Origin of the sequence: Caulobacter rhizosphaerae (genome assembly GCF_010977555.1) — a bacterium.
In the GTDB taxonomy this organism is placed as follows: domain Bacteria; phylum Pseudomonadota; class Alphaproteobacteria; order Caulobacterales; family Caulobacteraceae; genus Caulobacter; species Caulobacter rhizosphaerae.
Genome location: NZ_CP048815.1, coordinates 1,657,076 through 1,679,022, shown reverse-complemented (window position 1 = coordinate 1,679,022; position 21,947 = coordinate 1,657,076). Strand labels below are relative to the sequence as shown.

23 protein-coding genes are annotated in these 21,947 nt (G+C 68.9%); 12 read left to right on the top strand and 11 right to left on the bottom strand.

Annotated elements, in window-relative coordinates:
- The first annotated feature begins 84 nt into the window (after positions 1-84).
- The 3 genes from G3M57_RS08020 to G3M57_RS08010 are packed head-to-tail and all read left to right on the top strand — an operon-like array spanning position 85 to position 2,381.
- The gene (locus G3M57_RS08020) at positions 85-855 is read left to right on the top strand and encodes an enoyl-CoA hydratase/isomerase family protein (protein ID WP_056755105.1); all 771 of its coding nucleotides are present in this window, start codon (positions 85-87) and stop codon (positions 853-855) included.
- A 3-nt stretch (positions 856-858) separates the two neighbouring features.
- The gene (locus tag G3M57_RS08015; RefSeq protein WP_163229876.1) at positions 859-1,236 is read left to right on the top strand and encodes a Zn-ribbon domain-containing OB-fold protein; all 378 of its coding nucleotides are present in this window, start codon (positions 859-861) and stop codon (positions 1,234-1,236) included.
- On the top strand, positions 1,233-2,381 hold the full coding sequence (locus G3M57_RS08010; protein WP_163229874.1) for a thiolase: 1,149 nt from the start codon (positions 1,233-1,235) through the stop codon (positions 2,379-2,381). The genes G3M57_RS08015 and G3M57_RS08010 overlap by 4 nt, the downstream gene beginning before the upstream one ends.
- A 73-nt stretch (positions 2,382-2,454) precedes the next feature.
- Here the strand turns inward: G3M57_RS08010 and G3M57_RS08005 are convergent, their stop codons facing one another.
- The 6 genes from G3M57_RS08005 to G3M57_RS07980 all read right to left on the bottom strand — a co-directional run bounded on the left by G3M57_RS08005 (position 2,455) and on the right by G3M57_RS07980 (position 7,984).
- Positions 2,455-3,249, bottom strand: coding sequence for an IclR family transcriptional regulator (locus G3M57_RS08005; protein ID WP_082564555.1), 795 nt, complete (start codon positions 3,247-3,249; stop codon positions 2,455-2,457).
- Between the two features lie 125 nt (positions 3,250-3,374).
- Positions 3,375-4,121, bottom strand: coding sequence for a GntR family transcriptional regulator (locus tag G3M57_RS08000; RefSeq protein WP_163229872.1), 747 nt, complete (start codon positions 4,119-4,121; stop codon positions 3,375-3,377).
- 115 nt (positions 4,122-4,236) lie between these two features.
- Positions 4,237-5,145, bottom strand: coding sequence for a crotonase/enoyl-CoA hydratase family protein (locus G3M57_RS07995; RefSeq protein WP_163229870.1), 909 nt, complete (start codon positions 5,143-5,145; stop codon positions 4,237-4,239).
- A gap of 37 nt (positions 5,146-5,182) precedes the next feature.
- Positions 5,183-5,878, bottom strand: a complete 696-nt coding sequence (locus G3M57_RS07990) for an SDR family NAD(P)-dependent oxidoreductase (protein WP_163229868.1) — start codon at positions 5,876-5,878, stop codon at positions 5,183-5,185.
- 33 nt (positions 5,879-5,911) lie between these two features.
- Positions 5,912-6,700: an enoyl-CoA hydratase gene (locus G3M57_RS07985; protein ID WP_163229866.1), complete on the bottom strand. Its 789-nt coding sequence runs from the start codon at positions 6,698-6,700 to the stop codon at positions 5,912-5,914.
- Between the two features lie 57 nt (positions 6,701-6,757).
- Positions 6,758-7,984, bottom strand: a complete 1,227-nt coding sequence (locus G3M57_RS07980; RefSeq protein WP_163229865.1) for a CaiB/BaiF CoA transferase family protein — start codon at positions 7,982-7,984, stop codon at positions 6,758-6,760.
- A 195-nt stretch (positions 7,985-8,179) separates the two neighbouring features.
- Here G3M57_RS07980 and G3M57_RS07975 point away from each other — a divergent pair, with 195 nt between their 5' ends.
- The 6 genes from G3M57_RS07975 (at position 8,180) to G3M57_RS07950 (ending at position 12,965) form a co-directional block, all read left to right on the top strand.
- Positions 8,180-8,986: a crotonase/enoyl-CoA hydratase family protein gene (locus G3M57_RS07975; RefSeq protein WP_163229863.1), complete on the top strand. Its 807-nt coding sequence runs from the start codon at positions 8,180-8,182 to the stop codon at positions 8,984-8,986.
- Positions 8,987-8,995: 9 nt separating this feature from the next.
- Positions 8,996-9,421, top strand: coding sequence for a Zn-ribbon domain-containing OB-fold protein (locus tag G3M57_RS07970; protein ID WP_163229861.1), 426 nt, complete (start codon positions 8,996-8,998; stop codon positions 9,419-9,421).
- A gap of 8 nt (positions 9,422-9,429) precedes the next feature.
- Positions 9,430-10,569: a thiolase family protein gene (locus tag G3M57_RS07965; protein WP_163229859.1), complete on the top strand. Its 1,140-nt coding sequence runs from the start codon at positions 9,430-9,432 to the stop codon at positions 10,567-10,569.
- A 10-nt stretch (positions 10,570-10,579) separates the two neighbouring features.
- Entirely contained in the window at positions 10,580-11,161 is a 582-nt protein-coding gene (gene folE / locus G3M57_RS07960) for a GTP cyclohydrolase I FolE (RefSeq protein ID WP_163229857.1), read from the top strand.
- On the top strand, positions 11,158-11,604 hold the full coding sequence (locus tag G3M57_RS07955) for an acyl-CoA thioesterase (RefSeq protein ID WP_056755141.1): 447 nt from the start codon (positions 11,158-11,160) through the stop codon (positions 11,602-11,604). The genes folE and G3M57_RS07955 overlap by 4 nt, the downstream gene beginning before the upstream one ends.
- A gap of 128 nt (positions 11,605-11,732) precedes the next feature.
- Positions 11,733-12,965 (top strand): amidohydrolase family protein, encoded by a 1,233-nt coding sequence (locus tag G3M57_RS07950; protein WP_056755143.1) that lies wholly within the window; start codon positions 11,733-11,735, stop codon positions 12,963-12,965.
- Positions 12,966-13,010: 45 nt separating this feature from the next.
- Here G3M57_RS07950 and G3M57_RS07945 read toward each other — a convergent pair whose 3' ends face one another.
- Complete coding sequence (locus tag G3M57_RS07945; RefSeq protein WP_163229855.1) at positions 13,011-13,796, bottom strand: IclR family transcriptional regulator; 786 nt, start codon at positions 13,794-13,796, stop codon at positions 13,011-13,013.
- 133 nt (positions 13,797-13,929) lie between these two features.
- Between G3M57_RS07945 and G3M57_RS07940 the strand changes: the two genes are divergently transcribed.
- From G3M57_RS07940 to G3M57_RS07930, 3 genes are read left to right on the top strand one after another with little or no spacing between them, the layout of a single operon-like run.
- On the top strand, positions 13,930-15,045 hold the full coding sequence (locus G3M57_RS07940) for an NAD(P)/FAD-dependent oxidoreductase (protein ID WP_163229853.1): 1,116 nt from the start codon (positions 13,930-13,932) through the stop codon (positions 15,043-15,045).
- Positions 15,038-16,648: a GMC family oxidoreductase gene (locus tag G3M57_RS07935; protein WP_163229851.1), complete on the top strand. Its 1,611-nt coding sequence runs from the start codon at positions 15,038-15,040 to the stop codon at positions 16,646-16,648. The genes G3M57_RS07940 and G3M57_RS07935 overlap by 8 nt, the downstream gene beginning before the upstream one ends.
- A 26-nt stretch (positions 16,649-16,674) precedes the next feature.
- The gene (locus G3M57_RS07930) at positions 16,675-18,108 is read left to right on the top strand and encodes an NAD-dependent succinate-semialdehyde dehydrogenase (RefSeq protein WP_163229849.1); all 1,434 of its coding nucleotides are present in this window, start codon (positions 16,675-16,677) and stop codon (positions 18,106-18,108) included.
- A gap of 128 nt (positions 18,109-18,236) precedes the next feature.
- On the opposite strand, the gene G3M57_RS07925 is transcribed toward G3M57_RS07930, so the two are convergent.
- The 4 genes from G3M57_RS07925 to G3M57_RS07910 are packed head-to-tail and all read right to left on the bottom strand — an operon-like array spanning position 18,237 to position 21,946.
- Positions 18,237-19,028, bottom strand: coding sequence for an SDR family NAD(P)-dependent oxidoreductase (locus tag G3M57_RS07925; RefSeq protein WP_163229847.1), 792 nt, complete (start codon positions 19,026-19,028; stop codon positions 18,237-18,239).
- A complete protein-coding gene (locus G3M57_RS07920; protein ID WP_163229845.1) occupies positions 19,025-19,741 on the bottom strand; it encodes an SDR family oxidoreductase in 717 nt (238 codons plus the stop codon). The genes G3M57_RS07925 and G3M57_RS07920 overlap by 4 nt, the downstream gene beginning before the upstream one ends.
- Positions 19,738-20,775, bottom strand: a complete 1,038-nt coding sequence (locus G3M57_RS07915) for an acyl-CoA dehydrogenase family protein (protein ID WP_163229843.1) — start codon at positions 20,773-20,775, stop codon at positions 19,738-19,740. Before G3M57_RS07915 ends, G3M57_RS07920 begins: the two co-directional genes overlap by 4 nt.
- A gap of 7 nt (positions 20,776-20,782) precedes the next feature.
- Complete coding sequence (locus G3M57_RS07910; RefSeq protein ID WP_163229841.1) at positions 20,783-21,946, bottom strand: acyl-CoA dehydrogenase family protein; 1,164 nt, start codon at positions 21,944-21,946, stop codon at positions 20,783-20,785.
- Between the last annotated feature and the right edge of the window lies 1 nt (position 21,947).

Sequence of the window (21,947 nt, the reverse complement as noted above, 5' to 3'; positions counted from 1 at the left end):
GGCGGAGAACCAGGGGCCTGGGCGGGTCGTCACCGCATCCAGCGCGGTGCTATGCCTTGGAACCAGAGCAGGAGACCAACCGACATGGCGATCGATCTGAGCATCGAAAACGGCGTCGCGACCGTGACCATCAATCGTCCCGAGCGCAAGAACGCCATTCTCCTGGCCATGCGCACCGAGATCGAGAACGCGTTCCTGAAGTGCCAGGACGACGACGCCGTGCGCGTCATCATCCTGACCGGCGCGGGCTCGGACTTCAGCGCCGGGGCCGATGTCGGCGAGATGGGCGGCGGGGGGATCAGCGGCTCGCTGTATCGCATGCGCCACCTGCACCGGATGGCGCGGGCGGTGGCCAACACCAACAAGCCGGTGATCGCCGCCGTCGAGGGCGTGTGCATCGGCATGTCCTGGGCCCTGGCCCTGGCGGCCGACATCACCGTCGCGGCCGAGAACGCGCGGTTCCAGTTCGCCTTCCGCCACATCGGCCTGGCGCCGGACGGCGGCGCGGCCTTCCTGCTGACCCGCTACGTGCCGATCCAGCGGGCCAAGGAGATCATGTATTCCGGCCGCTTCGTCAGCGGCGCCGAGGCCCATCAGCTGGGCCTGGCCCTGCACGCCACGCCGCCGGGCGAGGCCCTGGCCAAGGCCCGGGAGGTCGCCGCCGGCTTCGTCAACGCCCCGACGATCGCCCTGGCCATGGCCAAGCGCCAGTTCGACGCCGCCCCGGCCCAGACCTACGACCAGGCCCTGGACTTCGAGGCCAACATCCAGCCGCTGATGGTGCAGACCGAGGACTTCCGCGAGGGGACCAACTCCTTCAAGGAAAAGCGCAAAGCCCAGTTCGTCGGCAACTGACCGATGGACGTCACTCACCCCGACGCCGAGTTCCGCGCCTTCCTCGTGGCGGGCCGGTTCATGATCCAGCGCTCGAAGAGCAGCAGGGTCCATGTCTTCTACCCGCGCGCCGTGGCCCCCGGGACCGGCGCTCGGGACCTGGAATGGGTCGAGGCTTCGGGGCGCGGCGTGGTCTATTCGACCACCGTGGTGCGCAAGAAGCCGCCCGAGCCCAGCTACAACGTCGCCCTGATCGACCTGGCCGAAGGGCCGCGGATGATGAGCCGGGTCGAGGGCGTCGAGCCCGCCGCCGTGGCCATCGGCATGGCCGTCCAGGCCCGCATCGTCGACCAGCACGGCGAGCCGGTCGTGGTCTTCGACGCGGTGGAGCCGGCGGCATGAACGACTTTCCCCGCGGCCGCACGGCCATCGTCGGCGCCGCCACCTTCGGCCAGGGCAAGGCCCCCGGCTACGAAGCCTCCGATCTCGCCGCGATCGCCAGCGCCATGGCGCTGGAAGACGCCGGCCTCTCGCTGGCCGACGTCGACGGGCTGTTCTTCTGCCACCCCACCGACACCATGGGCGGGCTCTCCTTCGCCCAGTACCTGGGGATCCGGCCCAAGGTCACCGACAACAACCGCACCGGCGGGTCGGCCTTCCAGACCTATGTCGAGCACGCCGCCTACCTGCTGGACGCCGGCGCCATCGACTGCGCCCTGATCGCCTACGGTTCGAACCAGGCGACGGCGACCGGAAAGCTGGTCTCGACCGTCCAGCCCATGCGCTATGAGGCGCCCTATCGGCCGCTCAATCCGGTCAGCTCCTACGCCCTGGCCGCGGCCCGCTACATGCACCAGTACGGCGCGACGCGGGAGCAGCTGGGCGCGGTGGCGCTGGCGGCGCGCAAATGGGCCATGCTCAATCCGGAGGCCTTCAAGCGCGATCCGCTGACGATGGACGACTACCTGGCCTCGCGGATGGTCTCGGACCCGTTGTCGGTGCTCGATTGCTGCCTGGTCACCGACGGCGCCGCCGCGGTGGTGATGACCCGGGCTGACCGGGCGCGCGACCTGAAGCGGGCGCCGATCAAGGTCCTGGGCGCCGCCGCCGAGTCTCATCACCGCGAGATCGGCTGGCTGGACGACCTGACGGTCACCGCCGCCGCAAGATCGGGCGCGCGGGCCTATCAGCGAGCTGGCCTGACGCCGGCCGACATCGACGTCGTCCAAGTCTACGACGCCTTCACCATCAACACGATCCTGTTCCTGGAGGATCTCGGCTTCTGCCCCAAGGGCGAGGGCGCCCGCTTCGTCGAGGACGGGCGCATCGCGCCCGGCGGGGCCCTGCCGGTCAACACCAACGGCGGCGGCCTCTCCTGCTGCCACCCGGGCATGTACGGCCTGTTCCCGATCGTCGAGGCTGTGCGCCAGCTGCGGGGCGAGGCCGGGGACCGCCAGGTCGCGGACGCAAGCTTCGCCATCGCCCACGGCAACGGCGGCGTCCTGTCCAGCCAGGCGACGGTCATCCTGGGCGCGGCCGCCACCTGACATACGCAAAAGCGGCCGCGCCCAGGGCGCGGCCGCTGTCGCCGACATGAGAGATGAGAGATGAGAGATGAGATCAGGCGGAACGGCGTTCCGGCTGGATGGTTTCGGCTTCCAGGGAACGTCCCAGAGCCGGATTGTTCAGGCGGGCGATGGCCCCGCGCACCATCTGCAGCAGCCAATCTTTGTTGGCTTCGAAGAACGCCCTGTCCCCGTGGATGTTGAGCGCGAGGGCGTGAGCGTCGCGCAGTTGCGAGACCAGCATCGACAGGCTGGCCTGGTCGCCGTCGACATGCTGGGCGTAGCCCTGGATCCGGACCTGACGCAGCGCCTCCCCGAACTCGACGGCGCAGATGCGGTCAATTCCCTCCGGCGCCTCGGCGTTGATCCGATGGACCAGCTTTCGCACCAGAACCGGGTCGAACGTCGCCAACAGCACCTTGCCGGCCGACGAGGCCGCCAAGCCGGCGCTGGCGTCGATGTCGGCGGGCGCGTCGCCGCCGCGCACCACGTGGATATGCTGGACCGACATGCCGACCTTGTGGGCCAGGGTGACGGTGACGCCGGCTTCCTCGGCGAGGTGGTCGAGAATGGCCAGCAGCCGTCCCTTGCGGAACAGCTCGGGCTGGACCGATGAACCGATCACCGCCACCCGCGCCGTCGGCCTGTAGGTGCGCTGGTCGCGATCCCGATTGAGATAACCCAGCGAAACCAGGCAGTTGAGCAGTTCAGAGGTGCTCGACTGCGGATAGCCCATGGAGCGGGCGATATCCATGACGGTGGCCGTCGGCCGAGCGTCGGAAAAGAACTCCAGCACTTCGAGCGCGCGTTGGGCCGACTTGATCTTCTTCGGATCCAATGACTTCACCACGGCAACCTCCCTTCGTTTCTTATGACGTTATGTTGTCATAACAACCGGGGAGTCGCAACGGTCTTTTTCGATTTTTTGAACGCCGTTCAATTTTTATGAACGTCTCGTTGCACGCTGCGGAACGCTCAACCGGCGCGGCCGTCGGCGTTGAATTCGATGACGTAGCTGTAGCGGGCGGGGTGGTAGCGCACGAACACGACCTCGATCGGCTGGCCGCTGGCCAGGTGATAGGCGCGGGTGACCAGCAGAACGGGATCGGCGGGCCGCAGGCCCAGGTGCGCCGCGGCGACCTTGCCGGCCACGCCGGATTCGATCCTCTGCTGGGCGCGGGCGACGCGAACGTTCAGGCGCCGCTCCACGGCGCGAATGATCGGCACGCCCGCCGTCACGAAGTCGTGCTGCTCGAGCTCCCTGCCGACCTCGGGGGGAAAGTAGATCTCCAGATAGGCCGCCGGCTCGCCGTCGATGCGGCTGATCAGTTCCAGGCGCGTCATGCCGGCGTCGTCGGGCAGGTTGAGGATCGCCGCCGCCTCGGCGTTGCGCACCTCGTGTTCGAGCGACAGCCGGTCCGGCTCCATCAGACCGGCGCCGGCCAGGAACTCGTCCAGCGACCCTTTGAGGGAAATGGACCGCGAGCCGACCTTGCGTTCGGCCACGAAGGAGCCCACGCCGCGACGCCTGACGATCAGACCCTGAGCGATCAGGGCGTCCAGCGCGCGTCGCACGGTGATGCGGCTGACCCCGTACTGCTCGCACAGGCGCTCTTCGGTGGGCAAGGGATCGCCGGGGCCGAATTCGCCGCCATGCAGACGCGACCGCAGATCCTGTTCCATCTGGTGGTAGAGCGGAAGTGGGCCGGCCTGGAGTTGCATAGGGTTTCCGTGCTTCGCGTCGGGCGCGACGACATCGAACAGGTTAGCCGTGCTCGGGTTCCCGGGCCAAACGAAGAAGGCGCGTTACCGCGATCATCGCCTGGTCGATAAGCGGTCAGTCCTCGCGCAACCGGATGACGCCGTCGCCGAACGGCGCGTCGCGGTTGGTCAGCGCCGCCTTCAGTCCGTGCTCGGCCATGTCGGCCTTGAACTGGGTGCGGCGGGGGCCCTTGGACAGGTGAGCCCGGGCGTCGTTTTCGGCCGCCAGCCGTTGGAGGGTCCGCGCGCCCATGCCTTCCAGGGCCAGGTTGACGATGCGCTTGTGGGCCGAGAGCAGTTCGTTGTCCACGAACGACAGACGCCGGGCCAGTTCGTCGACCACCGCGTCCAACTGGTCGGCCGGCGCCGATTCCAGCGCCAGGCCGATCGTCACCGCGTCCCGGCCGCGGATGCTGTCGCCGGTCATCAGGATGCGTTTGGCCCACTGCGGCCCGCAGTGATAGATCCACATGTGGTTGGGCGGCGAGCCGTTGGCGCGGGCCGCCGGAAAGCCGATCTTGGCGTCGTCGGAGCAGATGACGAAGTCGCACATCAGCGCCAGATCGGTGCCGCCGGCCAGACAGTTGCCCTGCACCCGGGCGATGACCGGCTTGTGCAGATCGAAGATCACCGTGGTCAGGGCCTGCTGGCGCTCCATGAACCAGGCGTCGTCGTCATAGCTTCCCGACGAGCTGCGATAGAGGGGCGCGTCGGCCGCCGCGGCTTCGCCTTCGGCCTTGCGCCCGGCATAGACCCCGCCCAGGTCGTAGCCGGCGCAGAAGTCCTTGCCCGCGCCCTGCAGGATCACGACGTTGACGTCGAGGCGATCGTCCGCCTCCAGCAGGGCGTCGTGCAGTTCCTGCAGTGTCCGGGGCGACAGGGCGTTGCGCTTGTCGGGCTTGTTCAGGGTGATGCGCGCGACGCGCTCGGACACCTCGAACAGGATTTCCTCGGGCTGGTCCAGCCACTTGCCGCTGTAGGTCATGCGTCGGCTCCCGGGCCAAAGGGTCTTGGCGACCTTGTCATACGCGGCCGACGACGGGCAGCAGGCTTCCGGTCACGGCGCTCGCCTCGCTGGAGGCCAGGAACAGGATCACCGCGGCCAGTTCCTCGGGGCTCACCCAGCTCGAGAAGTCGGCGTCCGGCATGTCGGCGCGGTTGGCGGGGGTGTCGATGATCGACGGCAGGACCGCGTTGACCGTCACCCGGCCCTTGTACTCTTCCGCCAACGCTTCGGTCAGCCGGTGCACGCCCGCCTTGGAGGCCGCATAGGCTCCCATGCCGGTCGCCGCCTTGACCGCGGCGTTGGCGCCGACATTGACGATGCGCCCCGCCCCGCTGGCGACCAGATGCGGCAGAGCCGCCTTCGAGGCGTTCAGGGTGGTCATCAGGTTGAGACGATGCAGGCGCTCCCAGGTGGCGGCTTGGCCCTCCCCTACCGTCTCCCAGGCGAACCCGCCGGCGATGTTGACCAACACGTCGATCCGCCCGGCGGCCTCGACGATCGCGTCGATCGCGGCGCTCGCCGCGTCGGCGTCCGACAGGTCCACACCGCCCTTGAACAGCGCCCCCTCGCCCAGCGCCGAGACAAGGTCGCCCGGCGGTGTGGCGGCGTAGTCCACGGCGACGACCCGCGCGCCGCGCGCCGCCGCGCCCAGGGCGACCACGCGCCCCAGGGCCCCGAACGCGCCGGTCACGACCACGACCTTGTCCTTCATCGCTCCAACCTCCCGGTCACGCGCTTTCGCCGATCAGGCGCCGGTGAACTGCGGCTTGCGCTTCTCGGCGAAGGCGCGGATGCCTTCCTTGTAGTCCGTCGAAGCATAGCAGGTCTGGAACATCTCCTCGCACCTGGCCAGGTCGCGATCGGCCGGATCCTTCAGGATCGTGGCCAGGGTGTACTTGACCTGCTTGGCCGTCAGCGGCGCCCCGCCGGCGATCTGGGCGGCGGTCTTGGCGATGAAGCTGTCGAAGGCCTCGCCCTCGGCCATCACCCGGCCCACCAGCCCCTTGGCGAAGGCCTCCTCGGCGGTGAACTGCAGGCCGCCCAGCAGCATGTCCTTGGACGCCGGAACGCCGATGATGTCGACCAGCCGCGACAGGCTCTTGTAGCGGTAGCCGATGCCGTAGCGCATGGCCGGCTGGCCGAACTTCGACTTGGACGAGCAGTAGCGCAGGTCGCACGACACGGCGACCGAGATGCCGCCGCCGATGCACCAGCCGTCGATCGCGGCGATCGTCACCTTCTCGCTGTTGTAGATCGCCGACAGCCCGCGCTCGCCGGTCTGGGCGTAGTGCTCCTGGGCGTTCTCGCCCATGCGCTCTTCCTCGTACTTCGAGACGTCGGCCCCGGCGATGAACGACACCCCGCCCGCGCCCGAGACCACGATCACCCGGATATTCGGATCGGAGTCGAAATCGGCCATGATCGTCGACATGCCTTCCCACATCTCCAGCGAGATGGCGTTCAGCTTGTCGGGGTTGTTGAAGATCATGTGGCCGATCGCGCCGTCCTTGCGGCTGAGAATCTTGTCGGTCATGACGGGTCTTCCTTTTGAAATGTCGCGGCGCCGACGGGCGCCTCGGGAATTGGGTGATCAGACGACGCCGGCCTGTCGCAAGGTCTCGATGTCCTCGGGCGCGTAGCCCGCGGCGGCCAGGATCTGGTCCGTGTGCTGTCCGACCAAAGGCGGGGGGGCGTAGTCGTTGATCGGGGTTTCAGAAAGCCGGATCGGGTTTCTCAGCGTCTTCAGGACGCCGGCGACCGGATGCTCGATTTCTCGAACCATCTGGCGATGGACGACCTGCGGATTGGCCAGGGCGTCGGCGATGTCGTTGACCGGGCTGGACGGCACGTCGGCGAGGTCGAGACGCTCCAGCCACACGCTGGCCGGCTTGGTGGCGAAGATCGCGTCCAGCATCGCCAGCAGAGCGTCGCGGTTGCGGATGCGGCCGGCCGTGTTGTCGAAGCGCGGGTCCTTGGCGATGTCAGGCCGGTCCAGCGCCAGGCACAGCCGGCCGAACTGGGCGTTGTTGCCGGCGGTGAGGAAAAGGTCGCGATCCGCGCAGCGGAACGTCTGGGAGGGCACGCCGCCGTATCCGCCATTGCCGCGGCGCGCGGGGATCTCGCCCGACACCAGATAGTTCATGGCGAAGTGGCTGAGCGAAGCGACGCCGCAGTCCAGCAGCGACAGATCGATGTGCTGGCCTGTTCCACCGCCCACGTCGCGATGATGCAGGGCGGCGAGGATGGCGTTGGAGGCGTAGAGGCTGGTCAGGATGTCGACGATCGAGATGCCGACCTTCATCGGACCGCCCCCCGGGGCGTCGTCCGGCAGTCCCGACACGCTCATCATCCCGCCCATGGCCTGGAAGACGCCGTCATAGCCGGGCTTGTGAGCCAAAGGACCGGTCTGGCCAAAGCCGGTGATCGAGCAATAGACCAGCCGCGGATTGACCGCCTTCAGGCTGTCGTAGTCCAGGCCGTACTTCTTCAACGCGCCGGTCTTGAAGTTCTCCAGGACCACGTCGCTGTCGGCCGCCAGCCGGCGGACGATCTCCTGCCCGCGCGGCGAGGCCAGATCGACCGTCACCGACCGCTTGTTGCGGTTGCAGCTGAGATAGAAGGCGGCGTCGGAGGTCGGATTGCCGTCCCGATCGTTCAGGAAGGGCGGCCCGTATTCGCGGGACTCGTCACCCGTGCCGGGACGTTCCACCTTGATCACGTCGGCGCCCAGGTCGGCGAGCATCTGGCTGGCCAGGGGCGCGGCCAGCACGCGGCTCAAATCCAGGATCCTGACACCTTCCAGGGTCTTGGACGACATAGGACAACTCCCTCCCCACGCCGCCGGCGGCGCACGTCTCTAGAGTGTCATCGTCGCGATGCGCCACCGCGTGACAAGGTGACGGTCAGGGTCATCGTGTGGGTGATATGTCACCCTTAAAGCCGCCATGATGCTTGTCCCGGCCTGCGTTTGGGAATGGTTTGCCTCAAATCCGCAGATGGAAACCGTCAGTTCATGCGCGAGCCCTTTGTCCTCTACGAGACCCGTGGCCGGGTCGCGATCCTGACCCTGAACCGGCCCGATACGCGCAATGCGATCGGTGAACACGCCGACTGCGCCGAACTGGTCGAGGCGGTCGAGCGCGCCAATGCGGACCGCTCGATCTCGGTGCTGGTCCTGACCGGTCTGGGTGCGTCATTCTCGGCCGGCGGCAACCTGAAGGGCATGCGCGACCGCGACGGCATCGGCCCCCTGGCCACCCCCGCCGACACCCGGGACAACTACAAGAAGGGCGTACAGAAGATCGCCCTGGCCTTCGCCGGTCTGGAAATCGCCAGCATCGCCGCGGTCAACGGCCACGCCATCGGCCTGGGTTGCGACATCGCCTGCCTGTGCGACATGCGCGTGGCCTCCGACGCGGCCAAGTTCGCCGCCAGCTTCGTCAAGATGGGCATCGTGCCCGGCGACGGCGGCGCCTGGATCCTGCCGCGCACCATCGGCTACGCCCGCGCCGCCGAGATGATCCTGACCGGCGACACCTACACCGCCGCCGAGGCCCGCGAGATGGGCCTGGTCAACAAGGTGGTCCCCGCCGACCAGGTGATGGACGAGGCGCTGAAGCTGGCCGACCGGGTCGCCGCCAACCCGCCGCGCGCCGTCCGGCTGGCCAAGCGCCTGCTGCGCGAGGGCCAGCATTCCCGGCTGACCGACGTGCTGGAGCTGTCGGCCGCCTTCCAGGCCCTGGCCCACGAGACCGCCGACCACAAGGAGGCCGTCGAGGCCTTCCTCAACAAACGCCCGCCCGTGTTCACGGGCGCCTGAGGCCAAGCCATGACCCAGACCGACACCCTCGGACCTCGTCCCGCCCTGCCCTGGATCCGCCTGGACGGACCCGAACCCTTCGTCGAGGGGCGGCTGTGCCGGGCCTGCGGCGCCCGCACGGCGGCGACCCACCTGGCCTGTCCGGCCTGCGGCGCCCGCGACTCGATCGAGACCTATCGCGCCCCGACGACCGGCAAGCTGCACGCCTATTCGATCGTCCGGCGCTCCTATCCCGGCGTGCCCGTTCCCTTCATCTCGGCCATCGTCGATCTCGACGACGGCCTGACGCTGAAGGGCAACCTGATCAACGTCGCGGCCGAGCCCGAGGCCCTGCCGGTCGGCATGCCGGTCCGGATGGTGTTCGGCGACGCCCTGGGTCGCACCGACAAGGACGGCGCGTCCTATGTCGCCTTCTTCTTCGAACCTTCGGCCTGAGGTCCGCCATGAGCGAGAACGTCTACATCCTCGGCATCGACATGCTGAAGTTCGGCAAATATCCCGACCGGACCTTCGCCCAGCTCGGCGGCGAAGCGGCGCTGCTGGCCCTCGACGACGCCGGCCTCTCCGTCCACGACGTCCAGGCCATGTACTGCGGCTCGGTGTTCGGCGCCTATGACATGACCGGCCAGGCGATCATGCGCGAGATCGGCCAGACGGGCATTCCGGTCACCAACATCTCCAACGCCTGCGCCACCGGCGCCTCGGCCTTTCGCGAGGCGTGGATTGCGGTGAAGTCGGGCCTCTACGACGTGGTGCTGGCGGTCGGCGTCGAGAAGATGCCGCGCGGCATGCTGGGCGCGGGCCACGAGACCGGCATCTCGCTGGAAGGCCTGTTCGGCTCGGCCTCGATGCCGGCCGTCTTCGCCGAGTCCGGCATGGAGCACGCGGGAAAGTACGGCACCACCTTCGAGCAGTTCGCCAAGGTGTCGGTGAAGAACCACCACCATTCGACCATGAACCCCAAGGCCGTCTACCAGAAGGAGACGCCGCTGGAAGAGGTGATGGGCTCGGAGATGATCGCCTATCCCAACACCAAGCTGATGTGCTCGGTGAATGTCGACGGCTCGGCCGCGGCCGTGGTTGTTTCCGAGAAGAAGGCCCGGGAGCTGGGCCTGACGCGGGCGATCCGCGTGCTGGCCTCGGCCCTGGCCTCCGATCCCTGGAACCCGCGCAATCCGATCATGCCCGACGTCAACGGCTGCACCCAGCTGGCGGCGAAATCGGCTTACGAACAGGCCGGGATCGATCCGCGCGATGTCAGCCTGGTCGAGCTGCACGACTGCTTCGCCACCGCCGAACTGCTGCACTACGAAAATCTGCAGCTGTGTGGACTGGGCGAGGCCGGACGGCTGATCGACGAGGGCGTCACCGCGCTGGGCGGCCGCGTGCCGGTCAATGTCTCGGGCGGGCTGCTGTCCAAGGGCCATCCCCTGGGCGCCACAGGCATCGCCAACATGTACGAGGTCGCCCTGCACCTGCGCGGCGAGGCCGGCGCGCGGCAGGTCCAGGGCGCCAGGATCGGCCTGACCCACGTGGTCGGTCTAGGAACCGCGTCCGCCGTTCACCTGTTCGAGAAGGCGTGAGCATCCGACCATGAGCAAACCGAGCCAGGCCGACGCCGAAGCCGCTGTCCGGACACTGCTGGAGTGGGCCGGCGACGACCCGTCGCGCGAAGGCCTGCTCGACACGCCCGAGCGCGTGGCCAAGTCGTATCGCGAGCTGTTCTCCGGCTACGAGACCGACCCGCGCGGCTACCTGGAGCGGACCTTTCAGGAAGTGGCCGGCTACGACCAGCTGGTGGTTCTCAGCAACATCCGCGTGGTCAGCTTTTGCGAACACCACATGCTGCCGGTCACCGGCGTGGCCCATGTCGGCTACCTGCCCACCAACAAGGTGGTCGGCATCTCCAAGCTGGCGCGGGTGGTCAACGGCTTCGCGCGGCGCCTGCAGATCCAGGAGAAGCTGACCGCCGAAATCGCCCAGGCCATTGAGGACGTCCTGCAGCCGCAGGGCGTGGGGGTGGTGATCGAGGCCGTGCACAGCTGCATGACCCTGCGCGGCGTCAACACGCCGGGCTCGCGGCTGACGACCAGCAGCCTGCGCGGCGTGGTCCGCGACGACCCGCGGACCCGCGCCGAATTCCTGCGCCTTGTCCGCCAGGGTTCCGCCGCATGACCGATGCCCGCAAGCCCCAGGACGAGCGCCGCGAACACTACGGTTGGTGGGTGGACATCCCGACGCGCTGGGCCGACGGCGACCCCTACGGCCACGCCAACAACATCATCTACTACAGCTGGTTCGACACCGCCGTGACCCGGATGCTGTTCGAACGCGGCGTCATCTGGCTGCCGGACTCGCCGTCGATCGGCCTGTGCGTCGAGAGCCACTGCAACTTCCTCGCCCCGGTGGAGTTTCCGCAGACCGTCCAGGCGGGCGTGCGCATCGGCAAGCTGGGCGACAAGAGCATCCGGTTCGAGATCGGCCTTTTCGTCGAGGGCCGCGAGACGCCGGTGGCCGCCGGCTATTTCGTTCACGTCTATGTCGACCGCGCCGGCCGGCGGCCCCTGCCGCTGACCGAGACGCAGAAGGCCTCGGTCGCGGACCTGGTTCTCGGCTGAACCGGCGCGGATCGCATGCGCGATGCCCCTGGGCCGACCAGAACCTTGACATCTCGCCCAGGTGAACAGAAAATTGAACGATATTCAGTTTTCTGCAAATTGCGCCGCACACCGGCGAGGAGACCCTCATGACCGACACCGCCATCGCCCCGGATCAAGCGACCGGCTGGCGCTACAAGGGTCCGATCTTCGACGCCGACACCCACCTTTACGAGACGCCTGAGGCCTTCGACGTCTATGTGCCGGCCAAGTACAAGGAAGACTGGGGCCTGAACTACAAGGTCGCCGACGACGGCCAGTTCGCCCTGCACGTGGGCAAGCGCAAGGTCGAGATCAGCGCCGACTACATGACCGAGGACTTCAAGATCCCGCCGCCGGGCAAGCTGCACGAGTGGCTGCGGGCCCAGAAGGAAGGCAAGGCCGAGGTCGACATGCGGGTGCCGATCACCCCGACCATGACCGACCCGGCCGAGCGCGTGAAGGTGCTCGACAAGTGGGACGTTCGCTCCTCGATGCTGTATTGCGGCAATTTCGTCAGCGCGATCAGCTATCTGGACGAGCCCGATCCCGCCTACGCGATCCTCAACGCCTATAACCGCTGGATGCTCGACCAGTGGAAGTTCAACTATAAGAACAAGATCTTCAGCTGCCCGGTCCTGACCCTGGCCGATCTGCCCCAGGCGATCGAGCAGGCCAAGTGGGCGGTGGCCAACGGCGCAAAGTTCGTCCTGATGCCGATGGGCCCCTACAACGGCAAGGCCCCGGCCCATCCCGACCACGACCCGTTCTGGGCCATCCTCAACGAGGCTAGCGTCGGCGTGGTCTTCCACGTCTCCGAAGCCATCTACCTGAAGGACCACATGGCCGTGTGGGGCGAGCCGATGCAGAAGTCGCGCCTGCGTCAGACCGCCTTCATGTGGATGCACGGCTATTCCGAACGGCCGGTGATCGAGACCCTGTCCAGCTTCGTCCTGCTGAACTTCTTCGAGCGCTTCCCCAACATCACCCTGATCTCGGCCGAGAACGGCGCGGAATGGGTGCCGTCGATGCTGGTCAAGATGGACAAGGTGCGGGGCATGGCCAAGAACGGCTACTGGCCCGCCGGCCAGCTCAAGGAGCGGCCCAGCAAGATCTTCAAGCGCCACGTCAAGATCGTGGCCTATCCCGAGGACAACATCAAAGCCATCGTCGACCAGACCGGCGACGCCGACTGGCTGCTGATGGGTTCGGACTACCCGCACTCCGAGGGCGTCGAGGAGCCGCGCATCTTCGCCGACGAGGCCTGCAAGGACCTGAGCGACGCGGATACGGCCAAGGTCATGTACGAAAACGGCATGAAGCTGGCGGGCCTGCCCCTCTAGCGGGGAGCTCGATCACTTCGAGACAGCTCCCCGGAAGAGGGAGCGTCAAGCGGCCGCCACGCCCCCCGAGGCGTGCGCGGCCGTTTTCACGACCGCGGCCACCAGCGCGTCCTGGTTGGCCAGAAGCCGGTCCGAGGGCGCGCCCAGCGAAACCGCGGCCAGGACAGCGCCGTCCGGTCCGAACACGGGCGCGGCCACAGCGGCCGAATCCTCCACTGACTCCCCCAGGCTGACCCAGAAGCCCTTGCGGCGGACCTCCTCCAGCTGGCTTCGCAGAACCTCGCGATCGGTGTTGGTGCGGGCGGTCAGCGGCGTCAGCTTGGCCTTGGCGATGTAGTCGTTCTGATAGTCGGTCGACTGATAGGCCAGCAGCACCCGCCCCGCCGCCGTCGAATAGAGCGGACCGCTCATGCCCAGGCGGACCGTGTAGCGCACCGGACGCGGGCTTTCGAGAACGTCGATATAGACGAAACGGTGGGTTTGATGGTCGAGCACGGCCAGATTGACCGACTCCTGGGTCGTGTCGGCCAGGGCGCGCAGATAGCCCCGCACCAGGCGCGGCAGGTCGTAGGCCGAGCCGATGGTGGCCGCAAGGCGGAAGGCGCGCGGCCCCAACCGGTAGAGCACGCCCTCGACGACCAGGAAATCGTCGCTGACCAGGGGACGAAGACTGTTGAGCAGCGTGCTCTTTGGCACGCCCAGCGCGACGGAGATCTCGGCGAGCGGCAGGCCCACCGGCGTACCGGCCAGCAACTCCAGCAGGGCCAGCACCCGGCCCATGGCGCGGGGCCCGCCGCTGTCGCGTTCCAGGATCTCAGAATCGCCGGTCATGTCATCTCCGTCCAAGGCCAGACTAGGAGACCCGCGCCCCGAAAAACACCCCATGCGCAGGCCGGCTGATCGCGTCCGCGATCCTGGCGGGGCGCGACTTCAACCCGCGCCGATCCCGTGTTTACGCTGGCCCATGGATACAGTCGAATGCGTGGTGATCGGCGCCGGGGTCGTCGGTCTTGCGGCGGCGCGCGCCCTGACCCTGGCCGGCCGCGAGGTGGTGATCCTGGAGGCCGAGGGCCATATCGGCTCGGGCGTCAGTTCCCGAAACAGCGAAGTCATCCACGCCGGCATCTACTACCCCCGGGACTCGCTCAAGGCGCGGCTGTGCGTCCGGGGCAAGGCCCAGCTCTACGCCTATTGCGAAAGCCGCGGGATCGCGCACCGGCGCTGCGGCAAGCTGATCGTCGCCAGCCATGCCGACCAGATCTCGGACCTGGAACGCATCCTGGCGGCCGCCCGGGCCAACGGCGTCGACGACCTGACCTGGCTCGACGCCGACGCCGCCCGGGCGATGGAGCCGGCCCTGGCCTGCGTGGCCGCGCTGCATTCGCCCTCGACCGGCATTATCGACTCTCACGCCTACATGCTGTCGCTCCAGGGCGAGGCCGAGGCCCGCGGCGCGATGACGGCCTTTCACACCCCGGTGACGGCTATGCGTCTGGACACCGACGGCGTCGCCCTGACCCTCGGCGAAGACCCCGCGCCGGCCCTGAAGGCGCGACTGGTCGTCAACAGCGCCGGCCTCGGCGCGCCAGGCTTGGCGGACGCCACCGAGGGACTGCCGCCCCCCGCCAAGGCGACGGCCTTCTACGCCAAGGGCAGCTATTTCACCCTGTCGGGACGGTCACCCTTCAGCCGCCTGATCTATCCCACCCCCGAGCCGGGGGGCCTCGGCGTCCACCTGACGCTCGACATGGGCGGCCAGGCCAAGTTCGGGCCAGACGTGGAATGGGTCGAGGAACCCGACTACGCGGTGGATCCCCGCCGCGCGGAGCGCTTCTACGGCGCGGTGCGGCGCTACTGGCCCGACCTGCCCGACGGAGCCCTGACGCCGGGTTATGCCGGCGTTCGCCCCAAGATTTCGGGCCCCGGCGAGCCGCCAGCCGACTTCCGCATCGAGGCCAACCCCGCCGGCCCGGGCGCGGGCCTGATCAATCTGTTCGGCGTCGAAAGCCCCGGCCTGACGGCCTCCCTGGCCATCGCCGACGAGGTCGCCCGACTGGCCCGCGAGGTGCTGCATGCGTGAGTTCGGCGCTTTCGACTACATCATCGTCGGCGCGGGTTCGGCGGGGTGCGTCCTGGCCAACCGGCTGAGCGCCGACGGCCAGTACAAGGTCCTGCTGCTGGAAGCGGGCGGCGAGGACAGCAATCCCTGGATCCACATCCCGCTGGGCTACGGCAAGCTGTTCGTCGACCCCAAGGTCAACTGGATGTTCCAGACGACGCCGCAGCCCGGCCTCAACGACCGCAGGATCAGCCAGCCGCGCGGCAAGGTGCTGGGGGGCTCCAGCTCGATCAACGGCCTGGTCTATGTCCGGGGCCAGAAGGAAGATTTCGACGCCTGGCGGCGGCTGGGCAATGTCGGCTGGTCCCATGACGACGTCCTGCCCTATTTCCGCAAGGCCGAGGACCAGGCGCGCGGCGCCGACGCCTTCCACGGCCAGGGCGGCCCCCTGCCCGTCTCGGACCAGGCCGAGCCCCACCCGCTGTGCGACGCGTTCATCGCCGCGGCGCAGGAGGCGGGCCACCCCCGCAACGACGACTTCAACGGCGCGACCCAGGAGGGCGCCGGCTACTATCAGACCACCTCGCGGCGCGGCCTTCGCGCCAGCTCCGCCGTGGCCTATCTGCGGCCGGCCCGGCGGCGGTCCAACCTGACGGTCGTGACCCGCGCCCACGCCACCGGGCTGGTGCTCGAAGGACGTCGGGCGGTGGGAGTCGAGTGGCGCCGCGACCGCGAACTGGCCCGGGCGACCGCCGGCGGCGAGGTCATCCTGGCCGCCGGCGCGATCGGCTCACCCCAACTTCTGCAGCTGTCGGGCATCGGACCAGGCGACCTGCTGACCGCATACGGCGTGCGCGTGATTCACGACCTGCCGGGCGTGGGCGCCGACCTGCAGGACCACCTGCAAGTGCGCATGGTCCTACGCTGCGCCCAGCCCATCACGTTCAACGACGACATGCGCAGCCCGTGGCGCATGGCGGGCGTGGGCCTGAAGTTCGCCCTTCAACGGCGGGGACCGTTGACGGTCAGCGCCGGCTACGCGGGGGCCTTCCTGAAGACCGATCCGGCCGTGGCCCTGCCCGACACCCAGATCCACTTCATCAACTTCTCGACCACCAAGATGGGCGACAAGCTGCACGCCTTCTCGGGATTCACGGCCTCGTCCTGCCAGCTGCGGCCCGAGAGCCGGGGCACGCTGAAGATCGTCAGCCCCGACCCGTTCACGCCGCCCGCCATCGATCCGAACTACCTGGCCACCGAGACCGACCGCCGCGTCACCGTCGGCGGACTGAAGGTGCTGCGCGACATCATGCGCCAGCCCGCCATGCTCCCCTTCGCTGAAAGCGAGGTCGAGCCGGGCCTGGACTGCGCGTCCGACGATCAGCTCCTGGCCTACTGCCGCGAGCGAGGCAGCACGATCTATCACCCCACCTGCACCGCGCGGATGGGAAGCGATCCCGGCGCGGTGGTGGACAAGCGGCTGAAGGTGCACGGGATCGCGGGCCTGCGGGTCGTGGACGGCTCGATCATGCCCTCGGTCCTCTCGGGCAACACCCACGCCGGCATCGTCATGATCGCGGAGAAAGCCGCGGACATGATCCTGGAAGACGCGCGCGCCGTCTGACGACGGCCAGAACGAAGGCTATTTCCATGACCACCTACACCGCGCTCGAACTGTTCATCGACGGCCGGTTCCTGTCCGGCCAGGGCCGCGTGACCGAGCCGGTGTTCGATCCCGCCACCGGCCGGCCGATCGCCGACCTGCCGCACGCTTCGGCGGCCGACCTGGACGCGGCCCTGGACGCGGCGGCGCGGGCCTTTCCAGCCTGGTCGGCGACCACCGCCAGCGAACGCGCCAAGGTCCTGCGCCGGGCGGCGGACCTCATTCGGGCCCGCATCGAGGTCATCGCCACGGTGATGACCCTGGAACAGGGCAAGCCCGTCGCGGAGTCGCGCGGCGAGATCGCCTACGCCGCCGACGTCATCGAATGGTACGCCGAGGAAGGCCGCCGCACCTATGGCCGAGTGGTTCCCAGCCGCGTCCCTGGCGTGGCCATGACCGTGACCCACGAACCCGTCGGTCCCGTGGCCGCCTTCACGCCGTGGAACTTCCCGGCCCTGACGCCCTGCCGCAAGATCGGCGGCGCGCTGGCCGCAGGCTGCACCCTGGTGCTCAAGGCGGCCGAGGAAGTGCCCGGCACGGCGGTCGAGATCGCCCGCGCCTTCGCCGACGCCGGCCTGCCCGCGGGCGTGCTGAACCTGGTCTTTGGCAAGCCGGCCGAGGTCTCGGCCCACCTGATCGCCTCGCCGGCGATCCGCAAGGTGTCGTTCACCGGCTCGACCGCCATCGGCAAGCATCTGATGGCGCTGTGCGCTCACGATCTCAAGCGCACCACCATGGAACTGGGCGGCCATGGACCGGTGGTGGTGTTCGATGACGTCGACGTCGAGGCGACGGCCGAGTTGGCCGCGACGGCGAAGTATCGCAACGCCGGCCAGGTCTGCATCTCGCCGACCCGTTTCTTCGTGCAGGAGGCGGCCTATGACCGCTTCGTCGCTAGGTTCACCGACGTCGCCAAGGGCCTGAAGCTTGGCGCCGGCCTGGAGGCCGGCGTGCAGATGGGCCCCCTGGCCAATCCCCGCCGGATCCAGGCGATGGAGGCCATCGTCCAGGATGTCCGCGACCGCGGCGGCAAGGTCGAGACCGGCGGCGCGCGGCGCGGCAACGAGGGCTGGTTCTACGCGCCGACGGTGGTGACCGGGATCGGCGACGACGCTCTGGTCATGACCGAGGAGCCGTTCGGCCCCGTCGCGCCGATCGTGCCTTTCGCCGACTTCGATGAGGTGGTGCGGCGCGCCAACAGCCTGCCCTATGGCCTGGCCGCCTACGCCTTCTCGACCTCGGCCCGCCGGATCGCCGACATCGGGGCGGCGCTAAAGGCCGGCATGGTCGGGCTGAACACCCTGGCCGTCTCCAATCCCGAGACCCCGTTCGGCGGCGTCCGCGATTCCGGCCACGGCCAGGAGGGCGGCGTCGAAGGGCTTCAGGCCTATCTGGATGTGAAGTTCACGGCCTCGGCCTAGGGCTCTCGATCATGCGTCCTTCGAGGCTCGCCCTAAGAGGGGCTCACACCTCAGGATGAGGACTGCTTTGCATTGAATTCCTCATCCTGAGGCGCCTTGCGCAGCAAGGCCGCGAAGGACGCACGGCCCTACAGGGCCGTATAGTACCCGCCGTCGACATTGACGGTCTGGCCGGTCACGTAGCGCCAGAGGTCGCTGCACATGGCCACGGCGGCCGGTCCGATGTCGTCGCGCATGTCGCCCATCCGGCCCAGCGGAAAGCTCTTCATCGCCTCGCGGGTGCGTTCGGGATCGGCGTCGAGATAGGCCTTGGCCGCGTCGGTCAGGGCCGCCGGCGCCAGGGCGTTGACGACGATGTCGTGCGGACCCCACTCGCGGGCCAACGCCTTGACGAACCCGCGCTGCGCCGCCTTCAGGGCGGTATAGGCGGGGTTCATCGCCCCGCCGTGCTGCCCCTGGGCCGACGACAGGACCAGGAAGCGGCCACGGCCCGTATCGCGCAGGTGCGGCAGGGCGGCGTGCGCTAGGTGATGCAGGGCGTCGAGCGAGACACCGGCCTGCTCGGCCCACAAGGCGTCGTCGATGTCTTCGAGCGGCGTGGGCTTCGCCAAGGTGCTGGCGGCGTTGTGGACCACGATGTCCAGCCCGCCGAAGGCCTGGACCGTCGCCTCGACCGTGCACCGCACCGCCGTCGCGTCGCAGACGTCGGTGGCGACGAACAGCGCCCGGCCGCCCTCGGCTTCGATCACGGCGACCGTCTCCTGGCCGCCGGCGGGACTGCGCGCCGCCACGACGACGCGCGCGCCGGACAGCGCCAGAGCTCTAGCCAGGCCCCGGCCGACTCCGCCGCTGGCGCCGGTGACGATCGCGACGCGGCCCGCCAGCAGGCCGGCCATCGAGGTCCAGTCCAGCGTCGTCATGGCACCATCCACTCGCCGCCGTCGACCATCAGGGTGGCGCCCGTCACGCCACGTCCGGACGGGCTCGCCAACCAGGCGGCCAGGGCCGCGATCTCGGTGCGGGCGTCGGGACGCCGGCCCAGGGCGATGGGAACCGCGTCGCCCTTGGCCGCCAGGTCGGCGGCGTCGAAGTGAGGCGACAGGGCGCGCGGCGCGGCCGCCGCCCAGTTCACCGTCACGCCGGTCGCGCCCCATTGGCGGGCGATGGATTTCATCAGGCCGCGCTGGCCTTCCAGGGCGGTGCTCAAGGCCACCATGCCCGAGCCGCCGACCAGCGACAGGGACGGCGCCAGGAACAGGATGGTCCCTCGCCCCGCCGGCTTCATCCGCGCCCCAAGCGCCGCCAGCACCCGCATCGCGATCCGGATCGGATCCGCCGCTCCGGCCCGCCAGGCCTGAAGGTCCAGATCGCTCAGCGGGCGAAGCGTCGTCGTCTCCTCGCTAAGCAGGCTCAGCACGGCCAGGGCCGGCGCGCGGTCGGGACCCAGGGCGGCCAGAAGGGCGGCGTCGACGTCCTCGCGCGACCCCGCCCAACGCGGATCGCGCGACGTGACGACCTCGGCCCCGGCGTCCCGCAGCCCCTCGCCGACGCCGGACAGCAGCGGCAGCCCCAGCTCGACGACCAGGGCCAGCGCCCCGTCCAGGGCGCCGTGGGTTGAGGCCGATGCGGTCATCCCCGCTCCATCTCCAGGTCGATCAGGGTCAGCTGGCGAAAACCGCGGCCGACGGGGTGCTCTTCGGTGACGCCGATCCCGCCATGCAACTGCACGGCGGCCTGGCCGACCAGCTTGCAGGCCTTTGCGACCACCGTCCGCACCTGGGCGATGGTCTTGCGCCGCATCTCGGCCTCGGGGTCTTCGACGGACAGGGCGGCCAGCATGGCCATCGAGCGCGCCTGCTCCAGCGCCACGAGGATGTCGGCCGCCTTGTGCCGCAGGGCCTGGAACGACGACAGCGGCTCGCCGAACTGGCGGCGCGTCCTCAGGTGCTCCAGCGTGGCGTCCAGAAGGGCTTGCATCAGGCCGACGGCCTCCGAGGCGCGGAAGGCGACCAGATGCTCGCGGGCCCTTTCGGTCAAGGTCGCGGCGTCGGGCCCATGCGCCAGGACGGCGCCGACCTCCACCCCAACTTCGTAGAAGCTGATCTCAGAGGCAGGCGTCCCGTCGAACAGTTGGTGGTCGCGGCGTGACACGCCCTGGGCGTCCAGTGGAACGATGAGTACGATCGGCCCGCCGTCGGTCGTGGCCGTGACCACCAGTCGTGCGTCGCCGGCGACGTGGACGACATTGGTCTTGCGGCCCGACAGGATCCAGCCGTCGCCGGACGATCGCGCCCGCGTCCGCCGGGCCTGGCCGCTGGGCATGCCCAGCTCCTCATGCCCCCAGGCGAATTGGACCTCACCGGCGGCCAAGCCAGCGATCAAGCCCGACGGCGGGACGGGCGCCAGCCGCAAGGCCGTCCCGGCCGCGACGATCGAACTGGCGTAGGGCGTCAGGACCTGGGCTCGCCCGGCCGCCTCGGCCAGGATCATCGTCTCGACCGGGCCCAGGCCAAGCCCGCCGTCTTGCTCGGCGAACGGCGCGGCCAGCAGGCCCAGCTCGGCCATCCTGGCCCACAGGTCGCCGGATGGATCGCCAGCCGCCTGGGCGAACAGGCGCTCGGCCGTGTCCTTCAGCATCGCCTGGTCTTCGGAAAGCTCGAAGTTCATCCCGCCCTCACAAGCCCAGCACGCTCGATGCGATGATGTTCTTCTGCACTTCGCTGGCGCCGCCGTAGATCGAGGCCGCGCGCAGGGTGAAATAGTTCGATGCCGCCTCGGACGGCGCCTCGCCCTGGCCTTCGTAGACGAAGGCGTAGCCGGCCGGCCCGACCACGCGCAGCAACAGCTCAGAAGCCGCCTGCCGCAGTTCGACGCCCTTGATCTTCAGGATCGACGAGCGCGGATCGACCTGCCCGGCCTGCTGCGCCGCCAGGACGCGCAGCTGGGTGATCTCCAGCGCCCGGAGCTCGGCCTCGATCGCGGTCGCCTCGGCGGCGTGCCGTGCTTGCGCGGCTTCGGTCAGGCCCGCTTCGACGCTGGCCAGGGCGTCGGCGACCCGCGCCAGGATTCGCCGGGTCATGCCGATCCGGGCGATGCCGGTGCGCTCGTTGGACAGCAGGTACTTGGCGTAGGTCCAGCCCTGGTTCTCTTCGCCCACCCGGTCGCCGACCGGCACCCGCACATCGTCCAGGAACACCTCATTGACCTCATGGCGGCCGTCGATGGTGATGATCGGCCGTATGGTGACGCCCGGGCTCTTCAGGTCGATCAGCAGGAAGCTGATGCCGCCCTGCTTCTTGGCCGCCTTCGGATCGGTGCGCACCAGGGTGAACATCCAGTCGGCCCGGTGCGCCATGCCCTGCCAGAGCTTCTGGCCGTTGACGACATAGTGGTCGCCGTCGCGCGCCGCCGTGGCGCTGAGCGCCGCCAGGTCGGATCCGGCGCCCGGCTCGGAGAACCCCTGGGCCCACCAGATGTCCAGGTTGGCCGTCGCCTCCAGGAAACGCGCCTTCTGCTCGTCGCTGCCATAGGCGATCAGCACGGGTCCGATCATCGAGACGTTGAACGACAGCGGCTCGGGCGCGCAGGCCGCGTACAGCTCGTCCATGAAGATGTAGCGCTGCACGGCGCTCCATCCCGGGCCGCCCGCCGACGCCGGCCAGCTGGGCGTGGCCCAACCAACCCGGTTCAGCGTCCTTTGCCATTCGACCACGTCGGCCTTGTCGAGGGCCCGGCCCTGCTCGACCTTGCGGCGGGTGTCCGGCGACAGGTTCTGGGCCATGAAGGCCCGGACCCGGTCCCGGAACGCGATGTCCTCTGGGGAAAAGCTCAGGTCCACG

Coding starts and splice junctions, on each gene's coding strand:
- G3M57_RS08020 (WP_056755105.1), top strand. CDS start 85: ATGGCGATCGATCTGAGCATCGAAAACGGCGTCGCGACCGTGACCATC.
- G3M57_RS08015 (WP_163229876.1), top strand. CDS start 859: ATGGACGTCACTCACCCCGACGCCGAGTTCCGCGCCTTCCTCGTGGCG.
- G3M57_RS08010 (WP_163229874.1), top strand. CDS start 1,233: ATGAACGACTTTCCCCGCGGCCGCACGGCCATCGTCGGCGCCGCCACC.
- G3M57_RS08000 (WP_163229872.1), bottom strand. CDS start 4,121: ATGCAACTCCAGGCCGGCCCACTTCCGCTCTACCACCAGATGGAACAG.
- G3M57_RS07995 (WP_163229870.1), bottom strand. CDS start 5,145: ATGACCTACAGCGGCAAGTGGCTGGACCAGCCCGAGGAAATCCTGTTC.
- G3M57_RS07990 (WP_163229868.1), bottom strand. CDS start 5,878: ATGAAGGACAAGGTCGTGGTCGTGACCGGCGCGTTCGGGGCCCTGGGG.
- G3M57_RS07985 (WP_163229866.1), bottom strand. CDS start 6,700: ATGACCGACAAGATTCTCAGCCGCAAGGACGGCGCGATCGGCCACATG.
- G3M57_RS07980 (WP_163229865.1), bottom strand. CDS start 7,984: ATGTCGTCCAAGACCCTGGAAGGTGTCAGGATCCTGGATTTGAGCCGC.
- G3M57_RS07975 (WP_163229863.1), top strand. CDS start 8,180: ATGCGCGAGCCCTTTGTCCTCTACGAGACCCGTGGCCGGGTCGCGATC.
- G3M57_RS07970 (WP_163229861.1), top strand. CDS start 8,996: ATGACCCAGACCGACACCCTCGGACCTCGTCCCGCCCTGCCCTGGATC.
- G3M57_RS07965 (WP_163229859.1), top strand. CDS start 9,430: ATGAGCGAGAACGTCTACATCCTCGGCATCGACATGCTGAAGTTCGGC.
- folE (WP_163229857.1), top strand. CDS start 10,580: ATGAGCAAACCGAGCCAGGCCGACGCCGAAGCCGCTGTCCGGACACTG.
- G3M57_RS07955 (WP_056755141.1), top strand. CDS start 11,158: ATGACCGATGCCCGCAAGCCCCAGGACGAGCGCCGCGAACACTACGGT.
- G3M57_RS07950 (WP_056755143.1), top strand. CDS start 11,733: ATGACCGACACCGCCATCGCCCCGGATCAAGCGACCGGCTGGCGCTAC.
- G3M57_RS07945 (WP_163229855.1), bottom strand. CDS start 13,796: ATGACCGGCGATTCTGAGATCCTGGAACGCGACAGCGGCGGGCCCCGC.
- G3M57_RS07940 (WP_163229853.1), top strand. CDS start 13,930: ATGGATACAGTCGAATGCGTGGTGATCGGCGCCGGGGTCGTCGGTCTT.
- G3M57_RS07935 (WP_163229851.1), top strand. CDS start 15,038: ATGCGTGAGTTCGGCGCTTTCGACTACATCATCGTCGGCGCGGGTTCG.
- G3M57_RS07930 (WP_163229849.1), top strand. CDS start 16,675: ATGACCACCTACACCGCGCTCGAACTGTTCATCGACGGCCGGTTCCTG.
- G3M57_RS07925 (WP_163229847.1), bottom strand. CDS start 19,028: ATGACGACGCTGGACTGGACCTCGATGGCCGGCCTGCTGGCGGGCCGC.
- G3M57_RS07920 (WP_163229845.1), bottom strand. CDS start 19,741: ATGACCGCATCGGCCTCAACCCACGGCGCCCTGGACGGGGCGCTGGCC.
- G3M57_RS07915 (WP_163229843.1), bottom strand. CDS start 20,775: ATGAACTTCGAGCTTTCCGAAGACCAGGCGATGCTGAAGGACACGGCC.